This window comes from Xanthomonas sp. CFBP 8443, assembly GCF_025666195.1.
Classification (GTDB): Bacteria; Pseudomonadota; Gammaproteobacteria; order Xanthomonadales; family Xanthomonadaceae; genus Xanthomonas_A.
This window is the reverse complement of sequence record NZ_CP102592.1, coordinates 1542564-1558381: the sequence shown is the minus strand read 5'-3', so window position 1 is coordinate 1558381 and position 15818 is coordinate 1542564. Positions and strand designations below refer to the sequence as shown.

16 protein-coding genes and 1 riboswitch are annotated in these 15818 nt (G+C 68.8%); of the genes, 8 read left to right on the top strand and 8 right to left on the bottom strand.

Annotation, left to right across the window (positions count from 1 at the left end):
• Window positions 1–144: 144 nt before the first annotated feature.
• Window positions 145–786 (bottom strand): response regulator, encoded by a 642-nt coding sequence (locus tag NUG20_RS06705; protein ID WP_003465620.1) that lies wholly within the window; start codon window positions 784–786, stop codon window positions 145–147.
• Entirely contained in the window at window positions 786–1976 is a 1191-nt protein-coding gene (locus tag NUG20_RS06700) for a sensor histidine kinase (RefSeq protein WP_263397603.1), read from the bottom strand. Before NUG20_RS06700 ends, NUG20_RS06705 begins: the two co-directional genes overlap by 1 nt.
• 139 nt (window positions 1977–2115) lie before the next feature.
• Between NUG20_RS06700 and NUG20_RS06695 the strand changes: the two genes are divergently transcribed.
• The 5 genes from NUG20_RS06695 (at window position 2116) to NUG20_RS06675 (ending at window position 5320) form a co-directional block, all read left to right on the top strand.
• The gene (locus NUG20_RS06695; protein WP_263397602.1) at window positions 2116–2709 is read left to right on the top strand and encodes a GNAT family N-acetyltransferase; all 594 of its coding nucleotides are present in this window, start codon (window positions 2116–2118) and stop codon (window positions 2707–2709) included.
• Between the two features lie 2 nt (window positions 2710–2711).
• Window positions 2712–3464: a septum site-determining protein MinC gene (minC, locus tag NUG20_RS06690; RefSeq protein ID WP_263397601.1), complete on the top strand. Its 753-nt coding sequence runs from the start codon at window positions 2712–2714 to the stop codon at window positions 3462–3464.
• A 35-nt stretch (window positions 3465–3499) separates the two neighbouring features.
• Window positions 3500–4309: a septum site-determining protein MinD gene (minD, locus tag NUG20_RS06685; RefSeq protein WP_185813539.1), complete on the top strand. Its 810-nt coding sequence runs from the start codon at window positions 3500–3502 to the stop codon at window positions 4307–4309.
• 2 nt (window positions 4310–4311) lie between these two features.
• Window positions 4312–4569, top strand: a complete 258-nt coding sequence (gene minE / locus NUG20_RS06680; protein ID WP_263110481.1) for a cell division topological specificity factor MinE — start codon at window positions 4312–4314, stop codon at window positions 4567–4569.
• A 259-nt stretch (window positions 4570–4828) separates the two neighbouring features.
• Window positions 4829–5320: a hypothetical protein gene (locus tag NUG20_RS06675; protein ID WP_263397600.1), complete on the top strand. Its 492-nt coding sequence runs from the start codon at window positions 4829–4831 to the stop codon at window positions 5318–5320.
• Window positions 5321–5634: 314 nt separating this feature from the next.
• Here the strand turns inward: NUG20_RS06675 and NUG20_RS06670 are convergent, their stop codons facing one another.
• Window positions 5635–6930, bottom strand: coding sequence for a sensor histidine kinase (locus NUG20_RS06670; RefSeq protein ID WP_263397599.1), 1296 nt, complete (start codon window positions 6928–6930; stop codon window positions 5635–5637).
• Window positions 6920–7621 (bottom strand): response regulator transcription factor, encoded by a 702-nt coding sequence (locus NUG20_RS06665; RefSeq protein ID WP_263397598.1) that lies wholly within the window; start codon window positions 7619–7621, stop codon window positions 6920–6922. Before NUG20_RS06665 ends, NUG20_RS06670 begins: the two co-directional genes overlap by 11 nt.
• Window positions 7622–7857: 236 nt before the next feature.
• Here NUG20_RS06665 and NUG20_RS06660 point away from each other — a divergent pair, with 236 nt between their 5' ends.
• From NUG20_RS06660 to NUG20_RS06650, 3 genes are all read left to right on the top strand, one after another.
• Window positions 7858–8634 (top strand): phosphatase PAP2 family protein, encoded by a 777-nt coding sequence (locus tag NUG20_RS06660; protein ID WP_263397597.1) that lies wholly within the window; start codon window positions 7858–7860, stop codon window positions 8632–8634.
• Complete coding sequence (locus tag NUG20_RS06655) at window positions 8631–10319, top strand: phosphoethanolamine transferase (RefSeq protein WP_263397596.1); 1689 nt, start codon at window positions 8631–8633, stop codon at window positions 10317–10319. Before NUG20_RS06660 ends, NUG20_RS06655 begins: the two co-directional genes overlap by 4 nt.
• Before the next feature lie 108 nt (window positions 10320–10427).
• Window positions 10428–12401 (top strand): M2 family metallopeptidase, encoded by a 1974-nt coding sequence (locus tag NUG20_RS06650; protein ID WP_263397595.1) that lies wholly within the window; start codon window positions 10428–10430, stop codon window positions 12399–12401.
• A gap of 59 nt (window positions 12402–12460) precedes the next feature.
• Here NUG20_RS06650 and NUG20_RS06645 read toward each other — a convergent pair whose 3' ends face one another.
• From NUG20_RS06645 to NUG20_RS06630, 4 genes are all read right to left on the bottom strand, one after another.
• Window positions 12461–12982 (bottom strand): tetratricopeptide repeat protein, encoded by a 522-nt coding sequence (locus NUG20_RS06645; protein WP_263397594.1) that lies wholly within the window; start codon window positions 12980–12982, stop codon window positions 12461–12463.
• Window positions 12983–13067: 85 nt separating this feature from the next.
• On the bottom strand, window positions 13068–13598 hold the full coding sequence (locus NUG20_RS06640) for a GNAT family N-acetyltransferase (RefSeq protein ID WP_263397593.1): 531 nt from the start codon (window positions 13596–13598) through the stop codon (window positions 13068–13070).
• Between the two features lie 4 nt (window positions 13599–13602).
• Window positions 13603–14016 carry a hypothetical protein gene (locus NUG20_RS06635; RefSeq protein WP_263397592.1) on the bottom strand — a complete coding sequence of 138 codons (414 nt, stop codon included), beginning with the start codon at window positions 14014–14016 and terminating at the stop codon, window positions 13603–13605.
• 53 nt (window positions 14017–14069) lie between these two features.
• A complete protein-coding gene (locus NUG20_RS06630) occupies window positions 14070–15320 on the bottom strand; it encodes a multidrug effflux MFS transporter (protein ID WP_263397591.1) in 1251 nt (416 codons plus the stop codon).
• Between the two features lie 331 nt (window positions 15321–15651).
• Window positions 15652–15758, top strand: a riboswitch (glycine riboswitch).
• Window positions 15759–15818: the final 60 nt, after the last annotated feature.

The window sequence follows — 15818 nt, the reverse complement described above, 5'->3', positions numbered from 1 at the left end:
ACTGCAGCTCGAAGGCCTTGAGTACCGTCCGGGTGCGGTCGCGCACGCCCAACTTGACAGGGTGAGCGGGCGCCGCTTGCGAGCCACTGGCTCGCGCGCCCGCGAACGCCCGGCGCGCTGCGCCGGGCCGGGCATCCTGCCCCGTCAGACCAACTGCAGCTCGAACGCCTTCAGTACCGCCCGGGTGCGGTCGCGCACGCCCAGCTTGGACAGGATGTTGGACACGTGGTTCTTGATCGTGCCCTCGGCCACGCCCAGCGAATTGGCGATCTCCTTGTTGGAGAAGCCGCTGGCCATCAAGCGCAGGATCTCGGTCTCGCGGTCGGTCAACGGGTCCGGCCGGTCCAGGCTGACGAAGTCGTTGCGCATGTGCTCCAGGCCCGACAGCAGGCGCTGGGTCACCGCCGGCTGCACCAGCGAGCCGCCGGCGGCCACCGCGCGGATCGCGCCGACCAGTTGTTCCAGCGACACGTCCTTGAGCAGGTAGCCCTTGGCCCCGGCCTTGAGTCCGGCCAGCACCAGCTGGTCGTCGTCGAAGGTGGTCAGGATGATGGTCGGCGGCAGCGTGCCGTTGCGCGACAGCATCTGCAGCGCCTCCAGCCCGGACATCGCCGGCATGCGCATGTCCATCAGCACCACGTCCGGCTTCACCTGCGGGATCAGCTCCACCGCCTGGCGGCCATCGTTGGCCTCGGCGATCACCTCGATCCCGCCGTCCAGCGCCAGCAGCGAGCGGATCCCCTGCCGCACCAGGGTTTGGTCGTCGACCAGGCAGACACGGATCATCACAGCACTCCTTGTGGAACGGCGGACGGCAGCAACGCGGCCGCGCTCGGAACCGCGGCACGCAGGCGAAAGCCCGCGCCCTGCGGCGCATCGATCTCCAGGCTGCCACCATACTGGCTCAGCCGCTCGCGCATGCCGCGCAGGCCGTTGCCCGGCAGCAGGGCCTCGCAGCCGCGGCCATCGTCGTGGGCGTGGATCACCACCAGCGGGCCGTCGCGACGCACCTGGATCCACAGGTTGTCGGCGTGGGCGTGGCGCACCGTGTTGGTGATGATTTCCTGGGTGCAGCGCAGCAAGACATGCGCGCGCTCCGGGTCCTCGACGGTCAGCGGCTCGTCCACCTGCAGGTGGATCTGCAGCGACGGCACCCGCTCGGCCAGCGGCCGCAGGGCGGCGGCCAGGTCGATCGCGCCGCTGTCGCGCAGCTGGCTGACCGCTTCGCGCACGTCGGTGAGCAACAGCTTGGCCAGGGTATGCGCCTGGTGCACGTGCTCCTGGGCGCGGCCCTCGGTGATGTGGCCGGCCACTTCCAGGTTCAGGCTCAGCGCGGTCAGGTGGTGGCCGAGCAGGTCGTGCAACTCGCGCGAGATGCGGGTGCGCTCGTTGATGCGGGCGCTTTCGGCCAGCAGCGCGCGGGTGGCGCGCAGCTCGGCGTTGAGCTGGCGCTGCTCCTCGCGGGCCTGGACCTGCTGCCGCGCGACCAGGCTGGTGACGAAGATGAACATCGAGAAGCCGCCGTACAGCAGCGACTGCATCAGCGCCTCGAACACCGGGAAGCCCATCACCAGGTACACCGGCAGCACCGCCAGTTGGCTCAGCAGCAGCCAGGCCACGCCGGCGCGCACCGGCAGCAGCCACGGGATGACCCCGGCTGCCACCATCATCAGGATGCTGCCCAGCCCGGAACGGTGCAGATAGCCGACCGCCAGCGCGCACACGGTCAGCAGCACCAGCACGCCGCGGCCGTACCAGCGCGCGCCGGCGCCGCTGTGCAGGCGCCAGGTCAGCAGGAAGTAGCCCAGGCCGAAGCCCAGGTAGCTGGCCAGCAGCAGCCACACCTCGCCGCTGGGCATCCGGCTCGATTCCTCGACCGGCTCCCAGTACAGGTACAGCAACGGCATGCAGATGACGGCCCAGGTGAACAGGCCGGCATAGCGCAGGACGCGGGCGTGACTGAGAGACTCCAACATGCACGCATCTTAGGATGAACGGCGCGCATTGCACTCCCACGGAAGTCATGCATGCGCGGCTCGCCGCCCCGGGTCCCGCGTGCGATAATCCCGCAGGCGGTCCGCATCTGGCCGCGCGCGCATCAGCAACGGAGTCCCAATGTCGATCGTCATCCGCGACGTGCGCGAGCACGAGCTCGATTCGGTCCTGGCCCTGAACAACAACGCCGGACTGGCGATCCTGCCGCTGGATTCGGCCAAGCTGCACCGCTTCTACGAGACCGCAGAATACTTCCGCGTCGCCGAGCGCGACGGCAACCTGGCCGGCTTCCTGGTCGGTTTCGGCGGCGATGGCGATCACGACAGCAGCAATTTCGCCTGGTTCCGCGAACGCTACCCGGCGTTCTTCTACATCGACCGCATCGTGGTGGCCAGCCGCCGCCGCGGCGGCGGTGTCGGCCGGGCGTTCTATGCCGACGTGCAGAGCTATGCCGAACTGCGCTACCCGCAGCTGGCCTGCGAGGTTTTCCTGGACCATGGCGCGGATGCGGCGCTGCTGTTCCATGGCAGCTTCGGTTTCCGCGAAGTGGGCCAGAACACGATGAACGAGGTGGAGGTGCGTGCCAGCATGCTGTTGAAAGATCTGTGCAGTTACGCCTGGGTCCGCGAGACCTACGGCGAGCAGTTGCCCGACCTGCCCTGGGTCGGCCATGCCCGCCGCCTGCAACGGGCCCAGCGCCCGACCGGGACCTGAGCGTGTCGTCGGTGACCCTGGATTTCGAGCAGGCGGGCGAACTGAAGATCGGCCAGGTCGGCATCGCCAACCTGCGCATCCGCACCCTGGACGTGGCGCGCCTGACCCAGGAGATGCGCGAGCGCGTGCAGCGCGCGCCCAAGCTGTTCGGCCGTGCCGCGGTGATCATCGATTTCGGCGGCCTGGCGCAGGCGCCGGACACCGCCACCGCCCGCGCGCTGCTGGAAGGCCTGCGCGAGGCCGGCGTGCTGCCGGTGGCGCTGGCCTACGGCACCCGCGAGATCGAGCAGCTGTCCGAAGCGCTGGGCCTGCCGCTGCTGGCCAAGTTCCGCGCCCAGTACGAACGCATCGAGGGCGGCGCCCCCGCGGCGGCGCCCACCCCGGTCTCGCCGCCCCCGCCCCCGCCCGCCCCTGCGGCGCGCCCGCAGCCGGGGCGCATGCAGAAGACCGCGGTGCGCTCGGGCCAGCAGCTGTATGCGGAGAACTGCGACCTGACCGTGGTGGCCACGGTCGGCGCCGGCGCCGAGGTGATCTCCGACGGCAGCATCCACATCTACGGCAGCCTGCGCGGACGCGCGCTGGCCGGCGCCCAGGGCAACACCGAGGCGCGGATCTTCTGCCGCGATTTCCACGCCGAACTGGTCGCCATTGCCGGCCATTACAAGGTGCTGGACGATATTCCCAAGGAACTGCGCGGCAAGGCCGTGCAGGTCTGGCTGGAGCAGGACCAGATCAAGATCGCCGCGCAAGACTGACGCGGCCCTATCACTGAACATCAGGAGACATTCCTTTGGCTGAAATTATCGTAGTCACCTCCGGCAAGGGCGGCGTCGGCAAGACCACCACCAGCGCGAGCCTGGCCTGCGGGTTGGCGCGACGCGGCAAGAAGGTCGCGGTGATCGACTTCGACGTGGGCCTGCGCAACCTCGACCTGATCATGGGCTGCGAGCGCCGGGTGGTGTACGACTTCGTCAACGTGGTGCACGGCGAGGCCACGCTCAAGCAGTCGCTGATCAAGGACAAGCGCTTCGACAACCTGTACGTGCTGGCCGCCTCGCAGACCCGCGACAAGGACGCGCTGACCCAGGAAGGCGTGGAGAAGGTGCTCAAGGACCTGGTCGCAGAGGGCTTCGAATACATCGTCTGCGATTCGCCGGCCGGCATCGAGAAGGGCGCGTTCCTGGCGATGTACTTCGCCGACCGCGCGGTGGTCGTGGTCAACCCGGAAGTGTCCTCTGTGCGCGACTCCGACCGCATCATCGGCCTGCTCGACTCCAAGACCCGCAAGGCCGAGGAAGGCCAGACCGTGCCGGCATTCCTGCTGCTGACCCGCTACAGCCCGGGACGGGTGGAAGGCGGCGAGATGCTCAGCATCACCGACGTGGAGGAAGTGCTGGGCCTGAAGGCGATCGGCGTGATCCCCGAGTCCGGCGACGTGCTCAACGCCTCCAACAAGGGCGAGCCGGTGATCCTCGACGGCGAATCCCCGGCCGGCCAGGCCTACGACGACGCCGTGGCCCGGATCATGGGCGAAGAGCGCCCGATGCGCTTCATCTCCGTGGAGAAGAAGGGCTTCTTCACCAAGTTGTTCGGAGGGTGAGCATGGGACTATTCGACTTCCTCAAGGCCAAGAAGACCACTGCCGAGACCGCCAAGAACCGCCTGCAGATCATCATCGCGCAGGAACGCAACCACCGCGGCGGCCCGGATTACCTGCCGCTGCTGCAGCGCGAACTGCTGGAAGTGATCAAGAAGTACGTCAACATCGACGCCGACGCGGTCAAGGTGGACCTGGTCAAGGACGGCGAACACGACGTGCTCGACATCTCGGTGGCGCTGCCGGAAGGCCCGACGCCGTAAGCGGTGCAGCGCGCTACGGCCGCTGACGGCGGCCGCGACGCGCAGGCTGCCGCATGCGCCGCATGGCGGCGTGGTGCGGCGCAAGGTCCTGGCGAGGATGCAATGCGGCGCCTGCGATTCGTAGGGCGACGTGCACGACGCCAGCTGCGCCCATCGAACGCACGATCTTCAGCGGCGCGGTGGTCGCGCCATCCGCAGCAAACCGCCCGCCAACGCGTTGCGATCGCGTCACGCGCCGCTCCTCCTTCCCGACCTCCCGATGCAGACCGACGATTCCCGCTCCGCACCCGCTGCCGAGGTACTGACTGTCGGCGCCATCGGCCTGGACGCGCCGCGCGCGCTACTGGCCCGCCATGGGCTGACCCTGCACAGGGTCGCCGACGGCGCCAGCATTCCCGGCAGCTACTGGGGCGAGCCGGAAGCCGGCGTGATCGCCAGCGACGTGTACGTGCGCGACGACACGCCGGTGCATTCGCTGCTGCACGAGGCCTGCCACCTGATCGTGCTGCCGCCGCAACGGCGCGCGCTGGTGCACACCGACGCCACCGACTCGGTCGAGGAAGAGGACGCCACCTGCTACCTGCAGATCGTGCTGGCCGACGCGCTGCCCGGCGTCGGCAGCGCACGGCTGATGACCGACATGGATGCATGGGGCTACACCTACCGGCTGGGCTCCACCCGCGCATGGTTCGAACAGGATGCCGAGGACGCGCGCGCCTGGTTGCTGCAGCGCGGGTTGTTGCCGCAATAAGGGAACTGCCGAGGTGTTTCGTCCTAACCGTTGCACCCAGCGCACTCGCCGCTAGCCCCTGTAGGAGCGACTTCAGTCGCGACGAACGAAGACGGATGGTTTCCAGTCTTCGGATACCGTCGAGGGCTGATGCCCCTCCCACAATGCACCCAGCACGCTCGCCGCAAGTCCCTGTGGGAGCGACTTCAGTCGCGACGCGCGGAGACGGGTGGCGTCCTGGCTTCGGACGCCGCCGCGACTGAAGCCGCTCCTACAGTGCGCAGTCGACCTTCCGCTGCTTCTGCGCAACAGCGGCGCCCTCGCAGCACCGCGGGTTACGCCACGCGTGAATCCTTCAATGCCGGCCTCAGGTCCAATGTCGCGCGCGTGCCCTGGCCCGCGTCCGAATCCAGTTGCAGCGACCAGCCTAGGTGCTCGCACAGGCGTGCGATCAGATCCAGGCCGATGCCGCTGCCCTCGCGACCGCCGCCGCCGCGGGCCATGCGCATGTAGATGGCGCTGATCTCCTCCGGCGCCATGCCGTGGCCGGGGTCGTCGATGCGCACCACGCCCGGCGCCGGCATCGCGATCTGGATGACGCCCTGGTCGCTGTTCTCGATCGCGTTGCGCAGCAGGTTGCCGATCGCCGCCTGCACGATCGTCAGCGGCGCCAGCACTTCGCACGGCGGCAACGGCGCCAGCACCAGTTGCAGGCGCTTGTCGGCGCACAGGTGGCGATGGTCCTCGACGATGTCCGGCAGCAGCTGATCCAGCCGCACCAAGTCGCTGCCGCGTGCCAGCCGCGCCGGGTCCTTGGCCAGCACCAGCAGCAGCGAGATCAGCTGGCCGACGCCGCTGGCGGTGCGGCGGATGCGCAGCAACTGGTTGCGCGCGCTGGGCGGGATGTCGGGCTGCTCCAGCGCCAGTTCGGCGGCGCCGCCGATCACCGCCACCGGCGTGCGCAGTTCATGGCTGGCGCTGTCGATGAAGGCGCGCTCGCGCTCGACGAACAGGTCGTTGCGCAGCAGGTAGTCGTTCAACGCATCGGCGATCACCACCTGCTCGGCGCTGGCGCGCGGATGCACCTCGATGCGCTGGCCCGGCCGGTCCGGACGCAGACTGCCGATGCGCTGCGCCATGTCGGTGAGCGGCTGCACCACGCGGCCCAGGCCCCAGGCCACCAGCGCGCCGAGCAGCAGCACCGCGATCACGTTGGACAGCAGCATCCACAGCGCCAGGTTCTCTTCGTGCTTCTGCAGTTCGGTGATGTCCAGCGACAGCGCCAGGCGGCGGCCGTGCACGTCCTGCACCAGCACCACCTTGTCGCGGCCTTCCAGCGGCACGTCGTCGTGCAGGCCCGGCGCCAGGGCCGCCACCGTCGGCGGCAGCGGCTCGCCGCCTTCGTCGCCGTACAGGCTCACGGTGCGGGTGTCGATCCAGCGGTAGTCCGGATCGACCGCGCTGCGCGCCAGGAAATGCTCCAGTTCCGAGCTCAGCAGCGAGCGCCAGGTCAGCTGCTCGGCCTGGTCGTTGACGATGTAGCCGTGCACGAACACCGCCAGCGACAGCAGCGCCGCATAGCCGACCAGCCACAGGGTGATGCGCTGCCGCAGCCCGGTCCTACGCGGCATGCGCGTCCTCGTGCGGTCCCACCACCGCGAGCCGGTAGCCGATGCGCGGCAGGGTGTGGATCAGCTTGTCGGCGAACGGGCCGTCGACGCTGCGCCGCAGGTCGTAGATATGCGAGCGCAGCATGTCGCCGTCAGGCGGCTCGTCGCCCCACAGCGCATGTTCCAGCCGATCGCGGGTGACCGCGGCCGGGCTGGCCTGCATCAGCACTTCCAGCAGCTTGCGGCAGGCCGGGTACAGGTGCAGCGTGCGGCCGCCGCGGGTCGCCTCCAGCGTGCCCAGGTCCAGTTGCAGGTCGCCCACGCGCAGCAGCTTGCTGTGGCCGCGGCCGTTGGCGCGCAGCAGCAGCGCCTCCAGCCGCACTTCCAGTTCCGGCAGCGCGAACGGCTTGGTCAGGTAATCGTCGGCGCCGGCGCGGAAGCCGGCGATCTTGTCCGGCAGCTCGTCGCGCGCGGTCAGCATGATCACCGGCACTTCGGCGTGATGCTGCTCGCGCAGCGCGCGCAGCACCTGCGGCCCGTCCAGGCGCGGCAGCATCCAGTCCAGCACCACCGCGTCGTAGCGCTGGGTGGTGGCCAGGTGCAGACCGGTGACGCCGTCCGGCGCCGCATCCAGGGTGTGGCCGCGAACCTCGAAGTAATCGAACAGGTTCGCGACCAGGTTCTGGTTGTCTTCTATGACCAACAGCCGCATGGCGCTCGCATTCCGGGACGACGGGATGCCGCCCATGCTAGCGGATGCGCGTCGGAGCGCGGTCGGAACGCTGCGTCTTGACCGAATCTCGATGGAACCTGGACGCAATCCGAAAACGGCGCCGGCAACCTGGGCTGAAGCGCGCACACCGTCGCGGCGAAATCCGACCAGTCTCCGACACACCGCGCAACACCATGACATTCGCAACCGTCCGCACGCCTCGACCGACCGCGCCCATGCACAGCCCGTCCCTGCCCCTGCCCGCCGTCTCCGCCCTGCCCGTGCCGGCGGCCTTCTACCGTGGGCACCTGTGGCTGCCGCTGGCCGCGGCCCTGCTGGCCAGCGGCGCGCTGATGGGCCTGGGCGGGGATTTCTGGTTCGCCGACCTGCTGTACCGCTGGGAAGGCGGCCACTGGGCGCTGAAGAACGCGGCGCTGACCCGCGGCCTGATCCATCACGACGGCAAGCTGCTCAGCACCGTGGCCTGGGCGGTGACGGCCGGCCTGGCGGTCTGGGCCTGGCGCCGCGCCGATGGCCGGCGCTACCGGCTGCCGCTGCTGTACCTGGCGCTGGCGGTGGCTTTGAGCACCGGGGTGGTGTCGCTGCTGAAGTCGCTGACCCACATGGACTGCCCGTGGGACCTGAGCCGCTACGGCGGCCACCTGCCCTACATCGGCCTGTTCGAGCCGCGCCCCGCGGAGATGCCGCATGCCGCGTGCTTCCCGGCCGGGCATTCCAGCGCCGGCTACGCCTGGGTCGCGCTGTACTTCTTCGCGCTGGCGCTGAAGCCGTCCTGGCGCTGGCCGGCGCTGGCGGTCGGGCTCGGCGCCGGGCTGCTGTTCGGCCTCGGCCAGCAGCTGCGCGGCGCGCACTTCCTGTCCCACGACCTGTGGACGCTGACGCTGAGCTGGGGCGTGGCCCTGGGCCTGTACCGCGCTTTGCTGTGGCGGCCGCAGGTTTCGGCCCGGTCCATGCATGCCCCAGTAGTTATCGTGAAGGAACGTCGCGCATGAGCGTTTCGCTGCCGCAACTCCGCACCCGCTCCAAGGCCGGCTGGTGGCGCTACCGCCCGCTGCTGAGCAACGAGACCCTCGCGCTGGCGGCCAGCGCGTTCTTCGCCCTGGTCTGCAACGGCATGTTCTGGCGCAGCGCGATGAGCGGCCACCCGGGCGACCTGCGGCTGGCGTTGTCGCTGTTCCTGCTGCTGCTGTCGGTACACGGACTGCTGCTGGGCCTGCTGCTGTGGCGCGGCGTGGCCAAGCCGCTGCTGGCCGTGCTGCTGCTCACCACCGCGTTCGCCGCGCACTACATGAACAGCTACAGCGTCTACCTGGACGCGGACATGCTGCGCAACGTGCTGGCCACCGACCACAAGGAATCGCGCGAACTGATGACCCCGGCGCTGATCGCGCCGCTGCTGTTCTACGCCGCGCTGCCGATCCTGGCGCTGTGGCGGCTGCGGCTGGTCCGGCGCCCGCCGGGCCGGGCGCTGGCGATCCGCGCCGGCTTCCTGCTGGCGATGCTGGCGCTGGGCGGCGTCGGCGCGATGCTGTCGTTCCAGGACCTGTCGGCGATGATGCGCAACCACCGCGAGATCCGCTACCTGGCCACGCCGATCAACTACATCGTCGCCCTGCGGCAGACCCTCAAGTCCGACAACCCCGCGCGCAAGGCGCCGAAGCTGCCGCTTGAACACGACGCCATCGCCACGCCGCGCGCGCCGGGCAGCAAGCCGCGCTTGCTGGTGGTGGTGCTGGGCGAAACCGCACGCGCGCAGAACTTCGGCCTGAACGGCTACTTCCGCCAGACCACCCCGCAGCTGGCACAGCTGGGCGTGATCAACTTCCCCGACATGCACTCGTGCGGCACCAGCACCGAGGTCTCGGTGCCGTGCATGTTCTCCCCGTTCGGCCGCCACGACTACAACGAGGACAACATCCGCAGGCACCAGTCGCTGCTGCACGTGCTCGAGCACGCCGGCATCGCCACGCTGTGGCGCGACAACCAGTCCGGCTGCAAGGGCGTGTGCGAGGGCCTGCCGATCCAGCGCCTGGACGACGCCAAGGATCCGCAACTGTGCAAGGACGGGCGCTGCATGGACGAGATCCTGCTGCAGGACCTGGCCGCGCAGGTGCGCGCCAAGCCCGGCGACCGCGTGGTCGTGCTGCACCAGCTGGGCAGCCACGGTCCCAGCTATTTCGAGCGTTATCCCGCCAGCTTCCGCCGCTTCACCCCGACCTGCGACACCGCCGACCTGGGCGACTGCGACCGCGAGCGGATCGCCAACGCCTATGACAATTCGCTGCTGTACACCGACCACCTGCTGGCGCGCACCGTGTCCACGCTGGAGGCGATGCCCGACTACGACACGGCGATGATCTACCTGTCCGACCACGGCGAGTCGCTGGGCGAGAAGGGCCTGTACCTGCACGGTGTGCCGTACGCGATCGCGCCGCAGGAACAGACCCACGTGCCGATGGTGATGTGGTTCTCGCCCGGTTTCGCCAGCGACCGCGGCCTGGACCTGTCGTGCCTGCGTGCGCGTTCGCACCAGTACGCCGACCAGGACAACCTGTTTCCGTCGGTACTGGGGCTGATGCAGGTCAAGACCGGGGTCTACGAGCGTTCGCGCGACCTGTTCGCGCAGTGCGCGCCCGCGGGTGCCGCCGCGAGCGCCGCCGGCGCCGCAAACCGATAGCCCATCGCGGGCGCCATCGCGCCTGCCACCGGTACCGCGGCGGGCGGCCCTTGCGGCCGGCGGGGCGGACCACTAGCCTTCGTCGCATTCGCCACCGAAGGATCTGCCGTGAACCACCGCCCCCTGCTGCTTGCGCTGTGCATCGGCGCGAGCGTGCTTGCGCTGTCCGCGTGCCGCAAGGAAGCCGCCCCCGACAGCGCCGCCGCGCCGGCACCGGCCGTGCCCGGCGAGAGCGCCGACCAGTTCGTCGCCCGCATCAACGAGGAATACCGCGCGCTGCTGCCGGAGCTGACCTCGGCGCAGTGGCTGTCGATCACCTACATCAACGGCGACTCCGAACGGCTGGCGTCCAAGGCCAACGAGCGCTGGCTGACCACGCTCAACGGCTGGATCGCGGAGGCCAAGCGCTACGAAGGCAAGCCGATGTCCGCCGACAGCGCGCGTGCGCTGCAGCTGCTGAAGCTGATGACCGCGATGCCGGCGCCGCGCGATGCGGTCAAGCTGGCCGAACTGGCGTCGCTGGCCTCGAAGATGGAAGGCGCCTATGGCGCGGCCACCTATTGCACCGGCGAGGGCGACGCGCGCCGCTGCCGGCAACTGGGCGAACTGGAGGACGTGCTGCGCCGCAGCCGCGACTACGACCAGCAGCTCGACGCCTGGCAGGGCTGGCACGGCACCGCGCAGCCGCTGCGCCAGGACTACCAGCGCTTCGTCGAACTGGTCAACGAAGGCGCGCGCGACATGGGCTACGCCGACACCGGCGCGATGTGGCGCAGCGGCTACGACATGCCGCCGGCGCAGATCGCCGCCGAGACCGACCGGCTGTGGACCCAGGTCAAGCCGCTGTACGAGCAACTGCACTGCTACACCCGCGGCAAGCTCGACGCCGAGTACGGCAAGGACAAGGGCGAGGTCGCCGGCGGCCTGCTGCCGGCGCACCTGCTCGGCAACATGTGGCAGCAGGACTGGAGCAACCTGTGGGACCTGCTGCAGCCCTACCCCGGCGCCGGCAGCCTGGACATCACCGACACCCTGGAAAAGCAGTACCAGAGCAACCTCGGCGCGGCGCTGGCGCGGCGCAATGCCGACACCTCGCCGGAAGCGCGGTTCATGGCTCAGCGCGACGCGCAGCTGCAGAGCGCCAAGCAGATGACCGAGCGCGCGCAGGACTTCTACACCTCGCTGGCGATGCCCAAGCTGCCGGACAGCTACTGGGCACGCAGCCAGTTCATCAAGCCGCTGGAGCGCAACGTCGTGTGCCACGCCAGCGCCTGGGACATGGACATGGCTGGCGACGTGCGCACCAAGATGTGCATCAAGCCCAACGAGGAAGACTTCACCACCATCTACCACGAGCTCGGCCACATCTATTACGACCTCGCCTACAACCCGTTGCCGCCGCTGTTCCAGGGCGGCGCCAACGACGGTTTCCACGAGGCGATCGGCGACACCATCGTGCTGGCGATGACCCCGCAGTACCTGCATTCGATCGGCCTGGTCGAGGCGCCGCAGCTCAGCCGCGAGGCGCTGATCAACGCGCAGATGCGCATGGCGCTGGCCAAGGTGTCGTTCCTGCCGTTCGGGTTGATGATCGACCGCTGGCGCTGGGGCGTGTTCGACGGCTCGATCGCCCCGGACCATTACAACCAGGCGTGGTGGGAGCTGAAGGCCAAGTACCAGGGCGTGGCCCCGCCGACCCCGCGCGGCGAGGACTTCTTCGACCCCGGCGCCAAGTACCACGTGCCCGGCAACACCCCGTACACGCGCTATTTCCTGTCGCACATCCTGCAGTTCCAGTTCTACAAGGGCCTGTGCGACGCGGCCGGCTACAAGGGCCCGCTGTACGAGTGCACCTTCTACGGCAACAAGGAGGCCGGACAGAAATTCTGGTCGATGCTGCAGCGTGGCGGCAGCCAGCCGTGGCAGCAGACGCTGAAGGAGCTGACCGGCAACGACAAGCTCGACGCCGCCCCGCTGCTGGAATACTTCGCGCCGATGCAGGAATGGCTCACGCAGCAGAACCAGGGGCAGATGTGCGGCTGGGAGGCGCCGAAGGCGGTGCAGACATCAGATCAAAAGTAAATATTGCTCGAAATATCCTGACATTAAACGACAAGGCCCGCTGATGCGGGCCTTGTGCGTCATGGGTGAAGGTAATTTCCGTCCCCGTTAGCCTGAAAGTTCAGAAGTTCCTTAGCGATGCCTCGATTTTCTGGAACGCCAATCCCCCAATAAAACAGTCGCCCAACTTCGGCGATCGATTGCTTCTCTCCCAACATCATGGCCCTGAAGTAGTAAACGCCGGCCTTCTTTAAGCTCTTCCTGACGCCTTTTCCCGTTTCATAGCTAACAGCCACGTCGAAACAAGCATCTGGAACAAAACTTTCAGCAGCTTCCAACATCAAGAAAAAGCCTCTCTTTTCATCCTTCTTGAAGAACTGGCCATGAAAGTGCCAAGTACCAAGCGCATAGGTAGCGCGCTTGTCGCCATGTCCATGCGCCTCCTCAAGCAACTTGGCGACTGGAGCAAGGTCTCCTCGGTCGCTGTCAGACCTCACCGATCTAGCCGCACGCAAAGCAGCGTTGTATTTCTTATTATTTTCTTGGCGGCCAAGGACCTTTGTGGCCTGGCGGCCTCTTACCGTACGGGTCTCTATTGTCATCACCCTTCTCTCCGCCAGATTTGTCTGGTTTTACTCTTGCCCTTCCCTTCTCACGCTTTTCCTCTGTGCTAAGCCTTGCGCCGACTCAATCGTCGGCCAGCCGCGCCCAGCGCTCGTGGTCGCGCCAGATGCCGCCGATGCGCAGATAGCGCGGCGAATAGCCTTCGTGGCGGAACCCGGCGCGTTTGACCAACGCCAGCGAACGCGCGTTGTCCGGCTGGATGTTGGCCTCCACGCGGTGCAGGCCCAGCTCGGAAAACGCATAGGCCACGCACAGCCGCAGCGCGTGGGTCATCAGCCCGCGGCCTTCGCAGCCGGCCATCGCGTGGTAGCCCAGGTAGGCGCTCTGGAAGCAGCCGCCGACGATCTGGCTGAAGGTGAACAGGCCGGCGACCTCGCCGCTGTCGCGCGCGCGCGCCAGCAGCGCGACGTTGCTGCCGTCCAGGGTCTGCGCGTACCAGGCGTTGAAGCCGGGCACGTCGGTGAACGGATACGCCCACGGATGATGCAGGTCGACGCTGGCGCGGTGCGCTTGGATCAGCGCCAGGCCGTCGCGGCGCCGCACCCGCGCCAGCGACACGGCGGCGTCCGCGGCCTGGCTCGCGCTCAGACCCATGGCCTCAGCCCGGCAACGCCGCGCTGTCGCCGCGCTGCATGACCTGCGCGTGGCGGTCCTTGAACTCGTCGAAGCTCAGCCCCTGCGCCAGCGCATCGGCGTGCGCGGCGTCCTTCAGCGCATCCGAATACACCAGCCGCACCGGCGTGCCGGCGCGTTCGTGCATTTCCGCCGCCTGCATGATCAGCGACAGCACCTGCGCGGCGCTCTCGCTCTGCCCGGCGATGCGCCCGTCCATGCCCAGCACCCACTCGCCGTCGCGGCGCACGATGCCGGCCAGCAGCGTGCGTTGCTGGTCGCGCAGTTCGGCGTGCGGTTCGATCGAGGTGGCCGCCGCGGCGGCGGCCTCGCTGCGGTGGCGCAGGCGTTCTGCAAGCTTCTTGCGCACGTCGCGGCGCTGCTTGGACTGGATGGACATGCGGTTTCCTCAACGATGACGCGACGACGATAGCCCAAGCGCGCAGCCGATGCTCATACCGGATCGGCCGGTTCCAGCTGCGGCACCTGCGAGCCCGGGCGCGGCAGGCGCCGGCCGCTGCGCCGCTCCCAGCGCCAGAACGCCCAGCCGAGCAGGAAGAACGCGCCCGAGCCCAGCGCCAGGTGGATCGGGCGGCCGCTGAGCAGCGGCGACAGCACCCCGGCCACCACCGCGTTGACCATCAGCTGGGTGAAGGCCTGCAACGACGAGGCCAGCCCGCGCTGGCGCGGGTACATGTCCAGCACCGCCAGCGCCAGGATCGGGAAGATCAGCGCCATGCCCACCCCGGCGACGAAGATCGGCAGCACCGCCCACGGCAGCGCGATCTGCGGCGCGAGCGCGGTGTAGGCGATGTTGCCGACCATCGACACGCCGCAGCAGATGAAGCCGATGCGCACCTGCCGCGTCGGCCCGATGCGCCCGGCCATGCGCCCGGACAGGAACGAGCCCAGGGTCATGCCGCCGATGGTGGGGATGAACAGCCAGGCGAAGTCGCGCTCGGTCAGGTGCAGCAGGTCGATGACGAACACCGGCGCCGAGGCGATGTACAGGAACACGCCGCCGAAGTTGAACGCGCCGGCGGCGGCCAGGCGCTGGAAGCGCGCGTTGAACGCGATCGCGATGTAGTCGCGCAGCAGCGTGCGCGGCGCCAGCGGAGTGCGCGCCTGCGGCGGGTGCGTCTCCGGCATCCAGCGCAAGGTGGCGACCAGCAGCAACAGCGAGAACCCGACCAGGAACCAGAAGATCAGCGGCCAGCCGGCGCCGGTGGCCAGCAGCCAGCCGCCGATGATCGGTGCGATCGCCGGGGCGATGCCGAAGATCATCGACACCTGGCTCATCAGCCGCTGCGCGTCGTGGCCGTGGTACAGGTCGCGGATCACCGCGCGGCCGACGATCATGCCCACGCCGGCGGAGAAGCCCTGCAGCGCGCGGAACGCCAGCAGCGTGTCCAGATCGCGCGACAGCGCGCAGCCGACCGAGGCCAGGATGAACACCACCAGCCCGCCGACGATCACCCGCTTGCGCCCCCAGGCATCGGACATCGGCCCGTGCGCCAGGCCCATCAGCGCGTAGGCCAGCAGGTACACGCTGACCGTCTGCTGGATCGCCACCGGATCGGCGCGCAGGCGCTGCGCCAGCTGCGGGAACGCCGGGAAGATGGTGTCGATCGAGAACGGGCCGAACATCGCCAGCCCGGCCAGCAGCAGTGCCAGGCGGCGGGTCGAGATCGTCGGGAGCGTCATGCGGGGATCCTGGAAGGCCGGTCGCGCCAGGCGGCGAACGCGCGACGGCACCGCCCGACGGTGGGCGGCGCTTGGGGAAAAAGGAGAGTGCCCATGATAAGCCCTGGCGGACGCCGCGTTAAGCGCCGCACCGGCCTGCCCATGCCCACGCGCCGGATGACCGCCATCGCGTTCAGCAAGCCGCTGCGGACGCCCCGCCCGGGCATGCGCGCGCCGCCGCCGTGGCCGCCGCCGGCCACGCTATAATCGCCGGGCAGCATGGTGGGAGAAGCGGGGCGACCCGCTGCCGAAGGCGCAAACGCCCGTAATCGCTCAGGCCCGATACCACCCGCACCAAGACTCTGGAGAGACCGGTCCAACCCGGCGCCGAAGGGGCACGAAGCGCAGCGCACCCGCCGCCGCTTCCAAACTCTCAGGCAAAAGGACAGAGGGGCAGTGGGAAGACATGTGGCTTCCCGTCGGTCGTGTCCGCAGTTGCGGCCGACGGCGGCATCCGTG

Coding starts and splice junctions, on each gene's coding strand:
- NUG20_RS06640 (WP_263397593.1), bottom strand. CDS start 13,598: ATGGGTCTGAGCGCGAGCCAGGCCGCGGACGCCGCCGTGTCGCTGGCG.
- NUG20_RS06645 (WP_263397594.1), bottom strand. CDS start 12,982: ATGACAATAGAGACCCGTACGGTAAGAGGCCGCCAGGCCACAAAGGTC.
- NUG20_RS06635 (WP_263397592.1), bottom strand. CDS start 14,016: ATGTCCATCCAGTCCAAGCAGCGCCGCGACGTGCGCAAGAAGCTTGCA.
- minE (WP_263110481.1), top strand. CDS start 4,312: ATGGGACTATTCGACTTCCTCAAGGCCAAGAAGACCACTGCCGAGACC.
- NUG20_RS06665 (WP_263397598.1), bottom strand. CDS start 7,621: ATGCGGCTGTTGGTCATAGAAGACAACCAGAACCTGGTCGCGAACCTG.
- NUG20_RS06655 (WP_263397596.1), top strand. CDS start 8,631: ATGAGCGTTTCGCTGCCGCAACTCCGCACCCGCTCCAAGGCCGGCTGG.
- NUG20_RS06630 (WP_263397591.1), bottom strand. CDS start 15,320: ATGACGCTCCCGACGATCTCGACCCGCCGCCTGGCACTGCTGCTGGCC.
- NUG20_RS06675 (WP_263397600.1), top strand. CDS start 4,829: ATGCAGACCGACGATTCCCGCTCCGCACCCGCTGCCGAGGTACTGACT.
- NUG20_RS06705 (WP_003465620.1), bottom strand. CDS start 786: ATGATCCGTGTCTGCCTGGTCGACGACCAAACCCTGGTGCGGCAGGGG.
- NUG20_RS06670 (WP_263397599.1), bottom strand. CDS start 6,930: ATGCCGCGTAGGACCGGGCTGCGGCAGCGCATCACCCTGTGGCTGGTC.
- NUG20_RS06660 (WP_263397597.1), top strand. CDS start 7,858: ATGCACAGCCCGTCCCTGCCCCTGCCCGCCGTCTCCGCCCTGCCCGTG.
- NUG20_RS06695 (WP_263397602.1), top strand. CDS start 2,116: ATGTCGATCGTCATCCGCGACGTGCGCGAGCACGAGCTCGATTCGGTC.
- NUG20_RS06700 (WP_263397603.1), bottom strand. CDS start 1,976: ATGTTGGAGTCTCTCAGTCACGCCCGCGTCCTGCGCTATGCCGGCCTG.